Genomic DNA, 16,341 nt, shown 5'->3' with positions numbered 1-16,341 from the left:
TAAGCCCCCCTTATGCTTTCAGTTGTTTTTCAAGTTCAATAAGCAGTTGAGGCTTCAGTTCATTAATAATATCTTCAAATAAATAATTCATATTCATCCCTTTTTGGGTAAGAATAAAACCAGATTTATCCGCAACGTTTTCGCCCCATTGCATCATATTATAATCTGCATGAAATTTATTCGCTTGATCATCAGAAATAAATTGACGTGATTTTTCACCGATTCTTAGTTCAAAAGCTTGATTTGAATCCAACTTTTGCATTGCCGCTTGAATCATTTGACCCAAATTATTAGCTATCGAATGGTTTATTTCTTCAGGAACGTCTTGGATAATTTCTTCTAATAATTTTTGCTTATGAGTAAGCTGTGAGTTGCGCAATTCATTAGCCAATGATTGCTTACGAATTTCAAATTGTTGCTCTTGCTTACGAATAAAGTTTTCTTTATCATGCTCAAATTGTTTATTAATCCGATTTTTGTAATCGTCCATTGCTTGGGACAACTCATTTTGAAGATCTTGAACTTGTGCTTCACCTGTGGCTTGAACTTTCCCTAAGATTTTATTTTGTAAAGTTTCAATGTTTCCCACAAGTTTGACCTCCTATCCTTGAACAAGTAAGAATGAGAATACGAATGCTAAAATTGCATAAGTTTCAACCATTACTGAATAAATAATTGCATTAATAACTTTTTCAGGACGTTTAGCCAAAATCTGCATACCTGCTGCAGCTACTTTACCTTGGTGAATACCTGATACCCAACCTACAAAACCAACAGGCATAGCAGCAATTAATAGATTAAGTCCTGTTTGTAGTTCCATGCCTTGTTGTAACTGTAAGAAAATTAAGAAGCCAATCGCAAATCCATAAAGGCCTTGTGTACCTGGTAGTAACTGTAAGATTAAAGATTGAACGAATTTTTCAGGTTGATCTTTAGTTAAAGCTGCAGCGGATGTACCTGCAGTACCAACCCCATTAGCTGAACCAAAACCTGAGAAAATAACTGCCACTGCTATCCCTAAAACGGCGAATAAATAACCACCATATTCTTGTAAAAATTCCATTATATTACCTCCTAGTAAATTTATTTAATATTAATGTATTTGCCTAAGTATTTTAATGGGGCAAAGGCTTGACCCCCAGCTTCATAGAATTTACCGAAGAACTCAACGAAGATTAAACGTGCAGAGTGAACATAAGCACTTAAGACCGTTAAGCCAAAGTTAAATAACTGTAAAGCAATGATTAATAGAATACCCACTGAAAATCTTGCTGCAGGAGGTAAATATGCCACCAAAATATTAAAGGCTAAGGCAATTGATCCTCCAGCTATACCAAGGGCCATTAGTCGACTATACGATACTAAATCTCCTAAATAAGAAGAGATGCCATACAAATCGTATAAACCGGCTCCGAAACCGGCAAATTTATTTTTACTTTTAATAATAGCTACTACCAAAATTGTTATGGCTGCAAACCCAGCTAAATATAGGCCTAATTGTTGTAGACTTTCAATGTTTAATAACATTGGTCCAAGGACTGCAATTAAAAAGCCAAATAGCATGATAATCCATGATAGTCCATCCTTAATTGCATCTAATCGATTACTTTCCCAATTTAGGAGTGTGTTTAGGATGAGTCCATGAATGATTTGGATAAATCCTAAACCAATCGACAAGGCCAATACCTGAATGACGTCTTCAGTAGGTGATAGCAACTTGAAAGGCAAGGATTCACCAAAAAACGACCCGTAAATTAAGCCCCATAGCAAAACAGCATATGATAAGAGATGGAAGAAACGTATGTTTTTTTTCATCCCTTTATCGATCGTAAAGAATTTTAATGGGATAAAGGTTCCTAACCAGAGTAAAATTCCATAACCTAAATCGGCAATCATCATTCCAAAGAATGTCCAATAATAAGGCGTTAAAGAGGATGTCGGGTCAAACCCCTTATATCCAGGTAGACCATACATTGAAGTAACTGTTTCAAAAGGTTCAACCAAAGGGTGATTTTTTAATTGAATGGGTACTTCTTCGCTTTCTTCTTCAGTTGGTGTCACATAATCTAAATAAACTTCTCCATTTAGCGCTTTTATAACTTCTTCTAAGCTTGCTTGAGCTTGTTGCTCTTCAATCCAACCTTCTAGAGCGAACAACTCCCCTTTGTTTAATCCTAATTCTGTTGCTTTTTGTCTTTCTACTTTGGCATAAAAAACTTCTTCAGCGATTTTTAATTGGTTATATTCTTGTCTGAAACTTCCCAATTCTTTTCTTAGATCTCTGGCTTTGTTTCTTAAGTTTTCCGCTTCTATATGGGATTCTTCTAGCAGTTTAACCGGAAGGTCTTTGAAGCGATAATCTAAGATCTGGAAGCGGTTTTGATTAAGAAATTGATTCACTTCGAAGGCATCATCCTTATCAAAAGCAACTGCCAGGCCAATTTCTTCTTTAGACTGATAGACCTCTTCCAGTGCAATTCGGTCTTCTTCTTTCAAAGCATTGTAATATTCATTATCCGCTGTTTGAGGAATTGTCCCTAATAACAAGCGTGTATAGCGATAATCTTTAGCGTAATCTGGAAGTGCTTTTAGATTGCGCCACTTATGATAAAAATCGGCTTCATTCTCGCAAATTTGAATTTGGGAATCAATTTCTTCTAGCATCTTTTTCTTTTCCCATACTTTATCAGTAATCTTCTTAGCTTGCTCATCCATTTGACTTTCTTCAATTTCAGCCATACTCATTTCTGGTAATGGCGTTAGATACTTGTCTTTAAAGGATTCAGCTGTTAGATAACTTTCTAAATATTTTTTTGCTGATCGGACATTTTCTAACTGATCGAGATATTCTGTCAGTTGTTTTGATTCCATTTTTGGCTCTTGGTCCAACAATTCAGAGTTAATTGTCTTCACTTGAATGTTTTGCATTTTTTGAAATGCCTGCATCAAGTCGTCACGATTTTCTTTCTCAACAATTGCTAAAACCTTAGCCATTTTAGCTATTGCCATATTTCTTTCACCACCTTTTCAGCAATTTTTTGCGTCAAATCCTCACGGCGGTTAGCAATATCGGATTCAATTTGAACAACCGACAATTGATTTTCATTTCTTAAGTCATTTTCAACCTCAAGAAATTGATGATTATATTTTTCTTTAGTCGTTTGTTTAAATTGAGCGAATTCCGAATCAACCTGCCTTTTAAATGTGAGTTTTTGATCTTCAAAGTTTTCTTGCATTTCTTGCAATTTTTTTTGATAATCAGCAACTTTTTCAGCACTTAATGCCTCTAATTCGTTAACTGTCTCAATTAAATTTGCCATTCGTTCACCACCCTTCTTTTCCTATTTCAAATAGGAAATAAATAATTAGCGACACTGATATTATAACATGAATTTTGATTCCGTTTCCAATATTATTTAGTTTGTGAAAAAGTTACTATGTATTAAAATGCTGTTTATTATCTCTGTTTACTCGTATATAATTGATAGATGAATAAAATAACGATTAGAAAGAAGGGTTCTAATGATCAAGTTGATTGCAACAGCTGAATCGATAGGACAAGCCAAAAAACTAATCGATCTTGGGATCGATCAAGTTGTTATTGGTGAGGAAGTATTTGGTTTGCGCTTGCCGGCTTATTTCTCGTTTGACGAAATGAAAGAGGTTATCGATTACGCCCACCAATACAAAAAAGAAGTCATCATTGCCATGAATGCTATTTTGCATAATGAACAAATTAAGCAAGCACGATCTTTTCTAAAGAAGATCAAAGAAATCGGTGCAGACCAAATTATGGTTGGCGATACTGGCTTAATTCAAATTCTTAAAGATGAAGACCTCTACTTACCATATATTTATAATGCTTCTGTTTTAATGACCTCATCCGGTCAAGTAAATTTTTGGGCCAAATATGGCGCTAAGAGAGCCTTTGTCGCAAGTGAAGTGCCATTTGTTGAATTAAAGGATATGTTAGCTGAAAGTCAAATTCCTCTTGTTTATCAAGTCTATGGCTCTACTTGTATTCATCAAAGTCGAAGACGCTTATTGAATAATTACTTTAACTATATTCATAAGGATGTTGAGGAGTTAACCGATCGTGATCTTTTCTTGTCTGAGCCTAATAAAAAGGATAGCCATTATTCGATCTACACCGATCAACACGGTACACATATCTTTGCCAATAAAGATTTAAATTTAATTGAATATTTACCCGATTTAGCAAATGTTCAACAAACGCATTGGTATTTAGATGGATTATTTACACCCGAAGAAGCGTTCAAACAAGTCGCAAGACATTTTATACGTGTGAAGGAATTAATTGAACAAGACCAAGTGACTTTAGAAGGACTAAAACTACATCGTGTAGCGGTTGAACAATATCACACTAAAAATCGGGAATTGGGTACAGGTTTCTTCTTATATGAAGCAGACCAGGTACAATAGGAGGCGCTTATGGAAAACTTAACTTTTAAAAAACCAGAATTATTAGCACCCGCAGGAACGCTCGAAAAACTAAAAACTGCGATTCACTATGGAGCAGATGCAGTATATATTGGCGGTAATGATTACGGACTTCGTAAAAGAGCCGGTAATTTTTCTTTTGAGGATATGGCTGAGGGAGTCGCTTTTGCCCATGCAAGAGATGCGAAGGTATATGTCGCTGCTAATATGGTTACTCATGAAAATGATGAGATAGGTGCTGGTGATTTTTTCCGGCAAGTAAGGGATATTGGCATTGATGCGGTCATTGTGTCTGATCCGACTCTTATGCAAATATGTGCCAGTGAAGCTCCGGGACTAGACATTCACCTTTCCACCCAGCAATCAGCTGTCAATTATGAAACCTTGAACTTTTGGCAGGAAGCCGGACTGACACGTTGCGTTTTAGGACGTGAGGTCTCTATGGCAGAAATTAAAGAAATCCGTGCTAATACGGATGTAGAAATCGAAGCTTTTATTCATGGTGCTATGTGTATATCTTATTCCGGTCGTTGTACTCTCTCCAACCATATGGCTAATCGTGACGCTAATCGAGGCGGCTGTTGTCAATCTTGTCGTTGGCACTATGGCTTATTCGAACTGCCTGAGTTGGACCAAAAAGTAATGGTGGGGGCAGGTGAACCGGGTATTAAAGAACCTTTCTCGATGTCAGCTGTTGATATGGGGATGTTAGACCATATCCCTGAAATCATTGAGGCAGGGATTGATTCGCTGAAAATTGAAGGCCGTATGAAATCCATCCATTATATCTCAACCGTTGTTAACGTTTATCGTAAGGCTATTGATAGCTTCTTTGCTGATCCTAAAAATTATGAAGTAAAAAAAGAATGGTCTGATGAATTATGGAAAATTGCTCAACGCGAGCTTTCAACTGGCTTTTATTACGACGCACCAAGTGAAAAAGAGCAATTGTTTGGCAAGCGTCGACGTCGACCAGAGTATTCCTTTATAGGGGAAGTTTTAGATTATGACCCTGATACAACCATCGCTACTATTCAACAACGCAATAACTTTAAAGTTGGTGAAACCATTGAATTTTATGGTCCTGGCATGCGCCGTCATCAAGAAACATTAGATCAAATGTGGGATGACACAGGAGCTGAAATCAAAGTGGCTCCTCACGCTATGCAAATTGTTACTATGAAAGTCAGTCAACCTGTTGCTAAGCACGATATGCTTCGTAAACACTTAAAATAAAACGAAAGCAACTCATAGATGATACCTACCACTTTTGCTGGATAAACAGTCAAAGGGTAGGTATCTTTCAGAGTTGCTTTTATTTAGCTATTATTTTTTCTAAGTGCTCAATGAAGTATTTCAAGACTTGAATACGGGCATAGCGTTTATCATTGCTGGCTACGATATACCAAGGAGCATATTCGGTATCTGTGCGAACCAACATTTCATTCATAGCCTCTAAATATTGTGGCATTTTCTCACGATTGCGCCAATCTTCAGCTGTTATTTTATAGTTTTTGGCTGGATCTTCTACCCGATCTTCAAATCTTTCATATTGTTCTTGACTATCAATATATAAGAAAAACTTCATGACAGCCGTGCCGTGGTCGGCCAAGGTTCTTTCCATTTGATTAATTTCTTCATAAGCGCGTTCCCAATCTCTTTCAGGGGTGAAATTTTCTACCCTCTCAACTAAGACCCGCCCATACCAAGAACGATCAAAAATAACCATCTGACCATCTTCGGGCATTTCTTTTTGAAAACGCCATAAATAATGAAATTTTTCTTCTATAGGGTCTGGTGCGTTAATTCCAAATATTTTATAAGAACGAGGATCAATGTGCCGGGTCAACCGCTTAATTGCCCCACCTTTACCAGCTGCATCCATTCCTTCAAAGGCTAAAACAATGGGGATTTTCTGATCATAGCATTGGTAAACCAATTTAGCCGCTTGCTCTTGTAAGTTAGCTAACTCCTTGTGGTAATCATCTTTTGAAAGACTCTTACTTAAGTCAAATTGGTCAAGAACATCGTAAACCTGATCACGATCTCTTTTAATCGCTTCATCCCTAGTCCGGCACTGAACGATCCGTTCTATACCACGATGAATTTCATCAATTACCGTCCCTAAGACCATTTTAGAAGCATATTTTTTGTCCTCAGCTGCAACGATATGCCAAGGTGATCGTTTATTATTAGTTTGGGTAAGAATCTTTTCAAACCATTCTTGGTGGTCTTGGTAGTTTTTATTTTGTTCATAGTCTACCTCAGATAACAAATGCTTTCCTTCAACTGTCTCTTCAAGTTTCTTGATGCGTTTTTTTTGTGTTTTTTCCGTTATATTTATGAAAAACTTAATAACAATCATACCGTTATTTATCAAAGTACTATCTAGTTCTGTTAATTCACGAACACGCTGCTCTAGTTTTTCATCATTTTTTTGATCATGATTAAAGACTTGATAGTAAAAGGAACGATCATAGACAACTATTTCTTGATTAGAGGGAATTTTTTGCCAAAAACGCCAAACAGAAGGATGCGCTTTTTCCATTTGATTGGCCTTGTCAAAGACTTCTACTCTCACATAACGTGGATCGAGTTCACGCGTTAAATCGTTGATCACATAGCCTTTACCTGCCGATTCCCAGCCATCAATTAAAATTAAAACTGGAATTTCAAGTCCTTTAACTGTTCGTTGTAATTGATCGAGCCTTTCACCCAACTCTGATCTTTTATAGTTATCAAAGCGTTGGTCATTTTTTTCAAAATCAAAGTCTTTTAACATGGATTCTCCTTCTTTCTGTAATATTGGTAAGCATCTCTAGGATCGCCATTTTCTAAAAAAATAATGCCACAAAACTGAAATCCTAGCTTTGCTAAAATATGTTTCATTGGTTGATTTTCCTCATGTGTGTCAATTCTGATATTCGAATAATGTTCCAAGGTCCAGTCTAATAATGCTTGCCCACTACCTTTTGCTGATGGTAAAGATGCTAGTCGATGAATAGTCACATACTCTTCATCATTCAGCCACTGTCCCTGAATGTTTTTATAAGTAGGGTCTTCACCTGCTAGCAAAGCCATCACTGCTAAAATTTCATGATCGAGCCTATCTTCTACTATATAAGAATGTGCTGAACGATAATCATTTAGAATGACCTCTCTGCCAGGATAGCCATCAATCCATTGATTGAGATTACCAGTAGCCAATTGAAATCGACGTGCTTGATCATAAATGGCTTGCAACTTATCGATATCTTTTAATTCTACTCGACGAACCTGCCAGTCACTTGTTTTTTTTATCTTACTCAAAAGGATCCTCCTCATATTCTACATGCATTAAATATAAACCTTGTGGAGGCGCTGTAGGACCTGCCTGGTTGCGATCTTTTATATCTAGAAGTCGTTGCATCTCGATAGGTTCTTTAAGGCCGTCACCTATTTGAAGGGAAGTTCCCACAATAATACGGATCATATTGTATAAAAATCCGTTCCCTTTAAAATCAAAAACTAACTCTTGATTAGGAATATCTAGATTAGCCTTTACTTCATATAAGTTTCTCACTTTATTCTCTTTATCTGTTTTAGTAGAGCAAAAACTTGTGAAATCGTGTTCTCCTTGTAGATAAGCTAAACCTTCTTGAATGCGCTCAATTTCAAAAGGATAACCATGGTGAGTGGTAAAATTTCGTTTAAAAGGATCTGGGAAAGCTTGAGTATCCACGCGATAGCGATAGGACTTTCCAATAGCATGGTAGCGGGCATGAAAATCTATCTTCGTCTGGTTACATTGAATAATACGAATGTCTTTTTCAAGAATAGAATTCAAAGCACGCAAAAGATTGATAGCCGGAATCGAAGCAGGAAAATCAAAATGGATCACTTGCCCCATGGCATGAACCCCTGCATCTGTTCGACCGGAACCTATAATTTTAATAGGGTTTTCTGGGCTTTTTTTAGCAATAAGAAGCAAGGCATTTTCAATTTTCTCTTGAATAGATATACCATTTTTTTGAATTTGATAACCGTGATAGTGACTTCCATCATATTGAACTTTAGCTACATAACGTGGCAAACTCCCACTCCTTTCCATCTCATTTAATTATAGACATTCTTTTCTTCATTATAAAGGCTAATGGTTGCCTAACAAAAAAACTCTCTCATTCAATTTGAATGAGAGAGAAAAAAGTAATGTGTTATTAATCTTTTAATTTTTTCTTTGAATACGCAAGGCTGCCTAAACCTAAGAAGGAAAGTATTGTTGCTACGATAGGATAAGCATGCTGACTCGTTTCTCCAGTAGCTGGTAAGACGCTAGCGCCTTCAGCATCAGATCCTACACCTTGATTCTTATCAAAACTTTCACCTTGCTGTGGTCTTGAACCAGCCTTAGGCTTCAAGTCTTTAGAATATCCCATTACAAGATTTTGCAATTCTAATAATTGAGCTTTTGTTAAATCGTTTAAGTTACTTGCCTCAATTTCATTCACTAAAGCTTGAGCTTTCTTAAGATCAAAATCTTTAGGCTTACGATAATCTTCGATATTCTTTAACTTATATTTAAACATTTCAAAGTAAGCATTGAAGTTTTTAATTTCTTCTGATAATTCGTCTTCTTTTGCTTGTTCTGGTTTTGTTGGATCAGTTGGACTGGATGGTTCTTTCGGACTTAAATGCTCATCATTTACCTTAGTACCCATTAGAATGATCTCTGTTTGAGCCGGACGAATAACTTCTCCGGTTAACGGATTCAACAACCCTTTAACTCCTTCTTGAATAGTTAATTCGATTCCTTCTAATAAATAAGAGTCTGATTTTTTATCCGTTTCAAAATCAATTTCTACTGGACCATATTCCACAACTTTATCAGTCGCGTCTATAAGAATAACTAATTCACCATCTTCATCGATATTAGCTTTTCCTTCTTGACCTTCTTGGACAACGTTCATTTCACCCACAGCTAAATCTGCATTAAAACGTTTCACAACTTTAAATGGAATAGCTTTTAAATCTCTTAATTGAACTGGGATAGATGTTGCTTCACTTTCATTACCAAAGTCATCATAAACAGTAAAGGTTAGCTCTTTTCCTAACTTAGATTTAGGAATAGTATATAAAACTTTTCCTTCGACTGGGATAGGATTTAATAGTGAATCGAATGTCTTATCTACGCGACCGATCATGTCATTATCCGCCCATAATTCAACATAGTTCATGTTATCACTGAAGTCGATCTCGAAGTATAATAAATCCTTATCTGGACCAAAGACTTGGTTAACTTTAAGTTTTGGCGCTTCAATATCTCGTCTTATTCTTTGAGCCACTTGCTGCTTAACTAATTTATCGTTAGGACTCTTAACATAAGCAATCATTTCAATACTGTAAACTTTATTTTCGGTTAACTTCTCAGTAGATATATCTTCCTTAAAGTAGATCATACCCTCTATTTCTTCAAAAGCGACTGGGTGATTTTCTATAATGATATTTCCGTCTTCGTCACTCACTCGATACTCTAAATAATGAAGCTCATTATAATTTGAGATTTCACCTGAAAGGTCAATGAATTCTTGATACTCACCATATGGCTGGAAGTACCAAGGGCTATTAGTAACAATTGATGGTAAGTCGGTTGTATCTAAGCCTTTTTCTGCAATATATTCTTCTGGATTGCTCGGAGCCTCACCATAAGCTTTGTTCTCTTCAGTTACCTCTGCTTCTGGTTCTTCTCCTGGTTTAATATCAGATCCTCTTTCGACTTCTTCTAAAGTACCATCAGCTAATAAGCGATATTGTTTAATATTTCGAGCGTTGTCATATACCCAAATATCTAAGTCTTTATCTTCAAAACCTTCTTCTAGATTAATTGTAAATGTTTCTTTTAGTAATTGTGGATTATCATTCTTATTAACTTCTTGCCAAGATACAGGTTGATCGCCACTATAAACCTCTACTGCAAAAATGCCAGATAAGTTATCTTCTACTGATAAAGTTACTTTGTTTTGTTCACGTTTGGCTTCTAACATAGCATCACTATTATCTAGTACAAACTTATACTCATAACGCTGTCTTTCAGCATCTGGCGCATCAATTTGTGCTTCGATTACATAATAATATTCACCTTCATCTACTTTCTCACCAAATGTATCGGTGAAATCCCAGCCAGTTCCCCAAGGATCTTGTAAGAATCGATATTGATCTTGGTATAAACGAGCAACTTTAAACATACGATTGATGATGGAAAGATCACGTATTTTTTCTCCAGCAGCATTTTCCACGTGGAAAGTTACATCGACTGCGTCACGTAAGAAAGCTAATTTCGGCGTTACTTTGTTTTCAAAGCCATCTTTCTCATTACTATTAACAAAAATCACCTTATCATCTTCAACTCGCCATGCATTAAAGTAATCCCAACCCTGTTCTAAACGCTTACGAACAAAGGCTGTTTTGTCGACACTACCATCCTCGTATTCAATCGGTAAGAAGTTGACATCTTTAGCGTCGGCAAAATCAATCATTTCATCAATAATCGGTAATTTATCCCATTCCCCCTTGAAACCAAAGAAAGGCAATGACAATTCAGTGGCTTTAGAATCAACTGGCTTGAAGAAGAAGTATCCTTGGACGTATTGATTTTGATCGATACCCATAGTTGAAATGATTTGTTCCATTGTTGCTGTTTGACCAGCTTTAACAGTAATTTCACCTAAACTCTCTTCCTTAATCGTTTCGGTTGTTTCTGTATAGCGACCTTCTTCATTAATCTTATCTTTTAATAAAACATAAGAAACAGTATAGGTCTGATCGTCTTTACCATAGTTTTTCAGTTTTAGATTAGCTACAAATTGATCTTGAACTTCTTTTATTTCAAGCTTTCCGTCTTCTTTTGTATCTGTCTCATTAGTTGCCACAACAGTCACAAGATTATCTAAGGCTTTTTTGATATTCGCAAGACCTGCACCTTGTTGAATAGGAGTGTAATAAGAAGCTCCCTCTTCAAGTGTATTTAACTTTGGAACGGCTGTATTCATTAAAATCAGCATTGCTAAGTCATCCTGTAATGGATCTTTTTCTTTCCCATTACGGACTAAAATACCTTCATCATAAAGTCTTTGCATTACAAGAGCAGCCATGCCCGATAAGTGAGGTGTTGCCATCGATGTTCCCGACATATTCTGATAACGATCATCACTCATTAAACTATAAATGAAACCACCTGGTCCGGCGATGTCCGGTTTTAATAGTAAGTCTGTAGAAGGCCCCCAAGAAGAAAACTCGCTGAGATTACCTGCCGTGAAAGCATCAAATGCTTGTAGTTCTTTAGAAATTTTGAAAAGGGCATCTTGATTAGAACTAGCAATTTCCTTAAGCTTCTGTCCAGACTCCTTAGTCACAAACATAATTGGAATATCTAAATTCTCTAAACCTGTCATTTCCATAGTATAAGGGCTTTCTAAATTATCATAAATAATTAGTCCTGCCGCATTGCGTTCTCTAGCTAACTGATATTTCTCATTAAATGAAGCATCCCCACGTTGGACCAGAACAATTTTCCCAGTAAAATCGACCTCTGCATTGTTGGTATCTTTATACAGTTCGTAATCTTCTACATTACCTTTGCCAAATTCTACAAGTGGTAATTCTTCACTGAATCCTTCAGGATAGGTAAAGGAGCCTGGGAAGTATTTAACTTCTTCTCCTGCTTTTACTTGAACATAGCGTTTCATTTCTTTTAAGTTATCGAATGAAGCAATCGACATGGAAGGATCCACACTGGCTGGATAGCCCATCGTGCTATTATCTGGATTTTTACCTAGTTGAGTATAATCTGTCCCCCAAGTAGCGTTACGGTCATTACCTGCTGCAATCATTGGAAGAATTCCTTTATCGCGAGCGTTTTGAACGGCTTTTGCCATTGGAGTATCACCCATAATGTTAAAGCCACTTGACATACCTAGAGACATATTAATGATATCAGCACCTAATTTAACCGAATCATCAAACGCTTTCATCCAAATGTCTTCATAAACTGTTGCGTTTACTTGATCTTCTGAGAAGGCTTTCATTAATAGTAATTGTACATGTGGCGCGATTCCACGAATACCACCCTCTTCTGGGTCACCATTCGCTCCAATCGTACCAGCTACGTGGTTTCCATGCTCATCTTTAGACTGTAAAGTGTCTACATTGTCAGCATAATTATAACCATATGCAATTTTATTAGAGTACCATTTACCTGGTAATCCTAATTTTTGAATCATTTCATTCATTTCTGCTTCATCATAACGTTTTTCGATATCATCAGCTAAAATGAAATCACGATGATAAGGATCAAAGCCTGTATCAATAACTGACACAACAATGTTTTCACCCTTATATTCTGTTTGGTAATCAGCTAATAAATCCATTCCAATTAAAGGACCAGAATTAATCATATTAGCTTCGGCTACTGGGCGTGTGTAACTTTGCGATACATTTACAGACAAGACTTGAGTCATCGACTTAAGTTGATCAATTGTAGCTTGGTTAGCTACAGCTGAGAAACCTGTAAATGAAGCTGAATATTCTTGTTCACCTTCTAAAGTAAGCCCTTGACCAGCGAGAAGATCAGTAATTTCTTTGATGGTTTTCTTTACTTCTTCTTCACTTTCTTTAATAGCTAACTGATAGAGTGTCTCGTCACGATAGTCTGCTCGATCAATAGCTGCTAGGTTATTGGTGCGCACAATTATCTTAACTTTATCTTCGGCTACTGCTTCATCATCTTTAGCTTCTGTTGTTTTAGTTGGCTCTGCTGTTTCTTCTAAGACTGTTGTTTCAACAGCTTCACTTGTTTCAACCGTTTCACTTGTTTCAACTATCTCAGTGTTTTCAATAGTCTCAGTTTTTTCAATTGAAGTTGATGTCTCCACTATTTCACTTGTCTCTATGATCTCTTTTTTAGGAATCGCTTTCAATTTTTCATTTGAAAATTCTTTCGCTTGCTGTTTTTCCTCCACTGAATTCGTGGTAACTTTTTGATCCGACTCCCTAGTAGTCTGTTGATGACTGTTTTCTTGAAGCTGAACTTGATCCACTTTTACTTCTTGTTCTTCAGCATTAACTTGATTAGCCTGTGCCATCATCATTAACGCAAGCCCACAAGAACTAAGCACCTTCAATCGATTATTCATAAAATTCCTCCTCAAACGTTTTCATATGGATACATTTTAACAGATTTTTTTTAAATTTGATAGTGAATATAAGAAATAAATGAGTGTTTTATTAAATTGTAAGGGCTTGATTTTAATATTGTTAAACTATTAAAAATCCCTAAACACTAGGTTTAGGGTGCAATAAGATTGTAGTTTTAAATTAAATATAAAACCGAATAGTTAGAATGATTACGGTGATTAAAATCATGACAATTAAAACAATCACGTCGTTGCGATCATAATCTAAGTAACGGTACTTTGTTCGCCCCTCAGCACCATGATACCCACGTGATTCCATGGCCGTAGCTAGTTCCTCTGCTCGATTAAAAGCGGAAACAAATAGTGGAACAAGTATAGGAACAATTGCTTTCATCCGTTCCATCATAGACCCTTCATCAAAATCCACTCCTCTTGAACGTTGAGCATTCATTATAGTTTGAGCCTCATCTAAAAGTGTCGGTACATAACGTAAGGCAATTGACAACATTAAGGCTACTTCATGCGATGGAAATCCAAAATGTGTTAAAGGACGCAACAGATGTTCAATACCATCAGTTAACTCAAGCGGAGCAGTTGTTAAAGTTAAAATGGTTGACATCATAATAATTAAGAACAAACGCATAAAGATATAAAAGCCGCCTAATAATCCTAGCGATGTAATCGAAATGGGTCCCCAATTAAAATAAACCTGTCCTCCTGTTGTAAACAATATCTGAAAAATGACCGTAAAAAGAATAATCCATAGCATAGGCTTTAATCCCTTAAAGAAAAAACTAAGCTTCAACCGACTCAATTTGATGCCTATTAACAATACTAGAAATAAAGTTCCATATCCTACTACATTATTTGCAAAAAAAACAAGTAAAATAAAATAGAAAGTAGCAATCAATTTAGTGCGAGGATCGAGCGCATGAATCCATGAATCAATTTGAATATAGCGACCGATTAATATCTTATCATTCATTAGCGCTAGCCTCCCAATCATTTTGTTGATGATTAATGTCAATTAGAATCTCTGCTAGTTGTTCTACTGTTAGAGGAGATTGCTTAATTTTTTTCATGAGATCTTCAGGAATTTTATCATCTAATAAATCAATAAACGCTAAAGTCTGTGGTAAACCTAATTGCTTTTCTCTCAACCATTCGGGATCAGAGAATACTTCTGAAGGAGTTCCTTGCTTAACAATCTGGCCATTTTCTAAAACCACCACATTATCGGCATACTTGGCCACATCATCCATCTGATGAGTAACTAATACGAGAGAAAGATGATAGTCCTTTTGCAATTGCATAAACATTTCCAGCATGGTGATTTGTCCCAGTGGATCCAGACCAGCCGTTGGCTCATCTAAAATTAAAACTTCTGGTTGCAATGCCAGTACACCGGCGATAGCAACTCTCCGCATTTGACCTCCACTTAAATCAAATGGTGACCGCTCAAAAAGTTCTTCATCGATTCCCACTAAACTTAGCATATCACGGGCAATTCGCTCGGCTTCTTCTTTAGAAACACCAAAATTTTGTGGACCGAACATAACATCTTTTAACACTGTTTCTTCAAAGAGTTGACTTTCGGGAAATTGAAAAACTACACCGATTTTTTTTCTTAGTGCTTTAAGGTTTTTATCTTTTGATTCGGATGTGATCACCCGACCGTCAATAATCAATTTGCCCCTAGTTGGTTTTAATAAGACGTTTAAGTGTTGGATAAGGGTAGATTTACCTGATCCTGTATGACCTATAATAGCTGTGACTTTTCCTTGTGGGATTTCTAAATCAATCCCTTTAAGTACAGGAACTTCAAAGGGGGTTCCTGGCGAATAAGTGAAATCTACTTGTTCAAATACGATTGAGATAGCCATTCTGCCATTTCCTCCTCTGTTAAGTAGTAGTCTGGGACATCCATTCCCTTTTCTTTTAGTTGCAAACGTAATTTCTCAGCAAAAGGAAGATCTAAACCCATTTCAATTAGGGATGTGCCCATAGAAAAAATGTTAGCAGGAATATCTTTATAAATTACTTTTCCTTCTTTTAAAACGATGATTTGATCAGCTAGACTGGCTTCATCAATATCATGAGTAATGGAAATGACCGTCAATCCATACTTTTCTTTGATTTCTCGAACGACTTCGACCACTTCTTTACGTCCTAAAGGATCCAACATAGCCGTTGATTCATCCATGATGATAATGTCTGGACGTAAAGCAACAACTCCAGCAATGGCAATTCTTTGTTTTTGCCCACCTGAAAGTCTTGCTGGCTCTTTTTTTAAGAAATCAAGCATTCGGACTTGTTGAACAGCTTCTTTTACGCGAATTTTCATTTCTTCACGATTGACCCCGTTATTTTCAAGACCGAAGGCCACGTCATCTTCGACAGTCGCACCGACGAATTGGTTATCAGGGTTTTGAAAGACCATACCAACTGATCGACGAATATCCCAAACAGTCTCTTCTTGTAACTTCATGCCTTTAACGTATATTTCTCCTTCGTAAGGCACTAGAAGACCATTAATCGTCTTTGAAAGAGTAGACTTGCCCGATCCATTCGGACCAATGAGCGCTACCCATTCCCCTTTATTGATACTTAAAGAGATATCCTTAATAGCGTCTTTCTCGGCGCCAGGATACTGAAAAGAAACTGAATCGATTCGGATAATTTCTTCTTTCATTATTGTCTCCTTAAAAGATAT

General features: G+C 36.5%; 13 protein-coding genes. 2 read left to right on the top strand and 11 right to left on the bottom strand.

Annotation, left to right across the window (positions count from 1 at the left end; translation table 11 throughout):
* Positions 1 to 10: 10 nt before the first annotated feature.
* From ACQV2O_RS04630 to ACQV2O_RS04615, 4 genes are read right to left on the bottom strand one after another with little or no spacing between them, the layout of a single operon-like run.
* Positions 11 to 589, bottom strand: coding sequence for a hypothetical protein (locus ACQV2O_RS04630; protein ID WP_428873284.1), 579 nt, complete (start codon positions 587 to 589; stop codon positions 11 to 13).
* A gap of 12 nt (positions 590 to 601) precedes the next feature.
* The gene (locus tag ACQV2O_RS04625; protein ID WP_428873344.1) at positions 602 to 1,066 is read right to left on the bottom strand and encodes a V-type ATP synthase subunit K; all 465 of its coding nucleotides are present in this window, start codon (positions 1,064 to 1,066) and stop codon (positions 602 to 604) included.
* A gap of 17 nt (positions 1,067 to 1,083) precedes the next feature.
* The gene (locus ACQV2O_RS04620; RefSeq protein WP_428873283.1) at positions 1,084 to 3,009 is read right to left on the bottom strand and encodes a V-type ATP synthase subunit I; all 1,926 of its coding nucleotides are present in this window, start codon (positions 3,007 to 3,009) and stop codon (positions 1,084 to 1,086) included.
* Entirely contained in the window at positions 3,000 to 3,320 is a 321-nt protein-coding gene (locus tag ACQV2O_RS04615) for a hypothetical protein (protein ID WP_428873282.1), read from the bottom strand. Before ACQV2O_RS04615 ends, ACQV2O_RS04620 begins: the two co-directional genes overlap by 10 nt.
* 202 nt (positions 3,321 to 3,522) lie before the next feature.
* Between ACQV2O_RS04615 and ACQV2O_RS04610 the strand changes: the two genes are divergently transcribed.
* Together ACQV2O_RS04610 and ACQV2O_RS04605 are read left to right on the top strand one after the other, a co-directional pair.
* The gene (locus tag ACQV2O_RS04610) at positions 3,523 to 4,443 is read left to right on the top strand and encodes a peptidase U32 family protein (RefSeq protein ID WP_428873281.1); all 921 of its coding nucleotides are present in this window, start codon (positions 3,523 to 3,525) and stop codon (positions 4,441 to 4,443) included.
* A 9-nt stretch (positions 4,444 to 4,452) separates the two neighbouring features.
* The gene (locus ACQV2O_RS04605) at positions 4,453 to 5,697 is read left to right on the top strand and encodes a peptidase U32 family protein (protein WP_428875097.1); all 1,245 of its coding nucleotides are present in this window, start codon (positions 4,453 to 4,455) and stop codon (positions 5,695 to 5,697) included.
* Positions 5,698 to 5,776: 79 nt separating this feature from the next.
* Here the strand turns inward: ACQV2O_RS04605 and ACQV2O_RS04600 are convergent, their stop codons facing one another.
* From ACQV2O_RS04600 to ACQV2O_RS04570, 7 genes are all read right to left on the bottom strand, one after another.
* A complete protein-coding gene (locus ACQV2O_RS04600) occupies positions 5,777 to 7,243 on the bottom strand; it encodes a phosphate:AMP phosphotransferase (RefSeq protein WP_428875096.1) in 1,467 nt (488 codons plus the stop codon).
* On the bottom strand, positions 7,237 to 7,770 hold the full coding sequence (locus ACQV2O_RS04595) for a GNAT family N-acetyltransferase (RefSeq protein ID WP_428875094.1): 534 nt from the start codon (positions 7,768 to 7,770) through the stop codon (positions 7,237 to 7,239). The genes ACQV2O_RS04600 and ACQV2O_RS04595 overlap by 7 nt, the downstream gene beginning before the upstream one ends.
* Entirely contained in the window at positions 7,763 to 8,533 is a 771-nt protein-coding gene (truA, locus tag ACQV2O_RS04590) for a tRNA pseudouridine(38-40) synthase TruA (RefSeq protein ID WP_428875093.1), read from the bottom strand. The genes ACQV2O_RS04595 and truA overlap by 8 nt, the downstream gene beginning before the upstream one ends.
* Before the next feature lie 124 nt (positions 8,534 to 8,657).
* The gene (locus tag ACQV2O_RS04585) at positions 8,658 to 13,628 is read right to left on the bottom strand and encodes a S8 family serine peptidase (protein ID WP_428875092.1); all 4,971 of its coding nucleotides are present in this window, start codon (positions 13,626 to 13,628) and stop codon (positions 8,658 to 8,660) included.
* A 181-nt stretch (positions 13,629 to 13,809) separates the two neighbouring features.
* Entirely contained in the window at positions 13,810 to 14,613 is an 804-nt protein-coding gene (locus tag ACQV2O_RS04580) for an energy-coupling factor transporter transmembrane component T family protein (RefSeq protein WP_428873272.1), read from the bottom strand.
* Complete coding sequence (locus tag ACQV2O_RS04575; RefSeq protein WP_428873270.1) at positions 14,606 to 15,511, bottom strand: energy-coupling factor ABC transporter ATP-binding protein; 906 nt, start codon at positions 15,509 to 15,511, stop codon at positions 14,606 to 14,608. The genes ACQV2O_RS04580 and ACQV2O_RS04575 overlap by 8 nt, the downstream gene beginning before the upstream one ends.
* Positions 15,481 to 16,320: an energy-coupling factor ABC transporter ATP-binding protein gene (locus ACQV2O_RS04570; RefSeq protein ID WP_428875091.1), complete on the bottom strand. Its 840-nt coding sequence runs from the start codon at positions 16,318 to 16,320 to the stop codon at positions 15,481 to 15,483. The genes ACQV2O_RS04575 and ACQV2O_RS04570 overlap by 31 nt, the downstream gene beginning before the upstream one ends.
* Positions 16,321 to 16,341 lie beyond the last annotated feature (21 nt).

The sequence above is a fragment of the Facklamia sp. P13055 genome (genome assembly GCF_050409445.1).
Classification (GTDB): domain Bacteria; phylum Bacillota; class Bacilli; order Lactobacillales; family Aerococcaceae; genus Facklamia.
This window is presented reverse-complemented; position numbering and strand designations above follow the sequence as displayed.

Bases quoted from the DNA above. Each gene is read 5' to 3' on its own strand.
- ACQV2O_RS04620 (WP_428873283.1), bottom strand. From the start codon at position 3,009: ATGGCAATAGCTAAAATGGCTAAGGTTTTAGCAATTGTTGAGAAAGAA.
- ACQV2O_RS04615 (WP_428873282.1), bottom strand. From the start codon at position 3,320: ATGGCAAATTTAATTGAGACAGTTAACGAATTAGAGGCATTAAGTGCT.
- ACQV2O_RS04610 (WP_428873281.1), top strand. From the start codon at position 3,523: ATGATCAAGTTGATTGCAACAGCTGAATCGATAGGACAAGCCAAAAAA.
- ACQV2O_RS04605 (WP_428875097.1), top strand. From the start codon at position 4,453: ATGGAAAACTTAACTTTTAAAAAACCAGAATTATTAGCACCCGCAGGA.
- ACQV2O_RS04600 (WP_428875096.1), bottom strand. From the start codon at position 7,243: ATGTTAAAAGACTTTGATTTTGAAAAAAATGACCAACGCTTTGATAAC.
- ACQV2O_RS04585 (WP_428875092.1), bottom strand. From the start codon at position 13,628: ATGAATAATCGATTGAAGGTGCTTAGTTCTTGTGGGCTTGCGTTAATG.
- ACQV2O_RS04580 (WP_428873272.1), bottom strand. From the start codon at position 14,613: ATGAATGATAAGATATTAATCGGTCGCTATATTCAAATTGATTCATGG.
- ACQV2O_RS04575 (WP_428873270.1), bottom strand. From the start codon at position 15,511: ATGGCTATCTCAATCGTATTTGAACAAGTAGATTTCACTTATTCGCCA.
- ACQV2O_RS04570 (WP_428875091.1), bottom strand. From the start codon at position 16,320: ATGAAAGAAGAAATTATCCGAATCGATTCAGTTTCTTTTCAGTATCCT.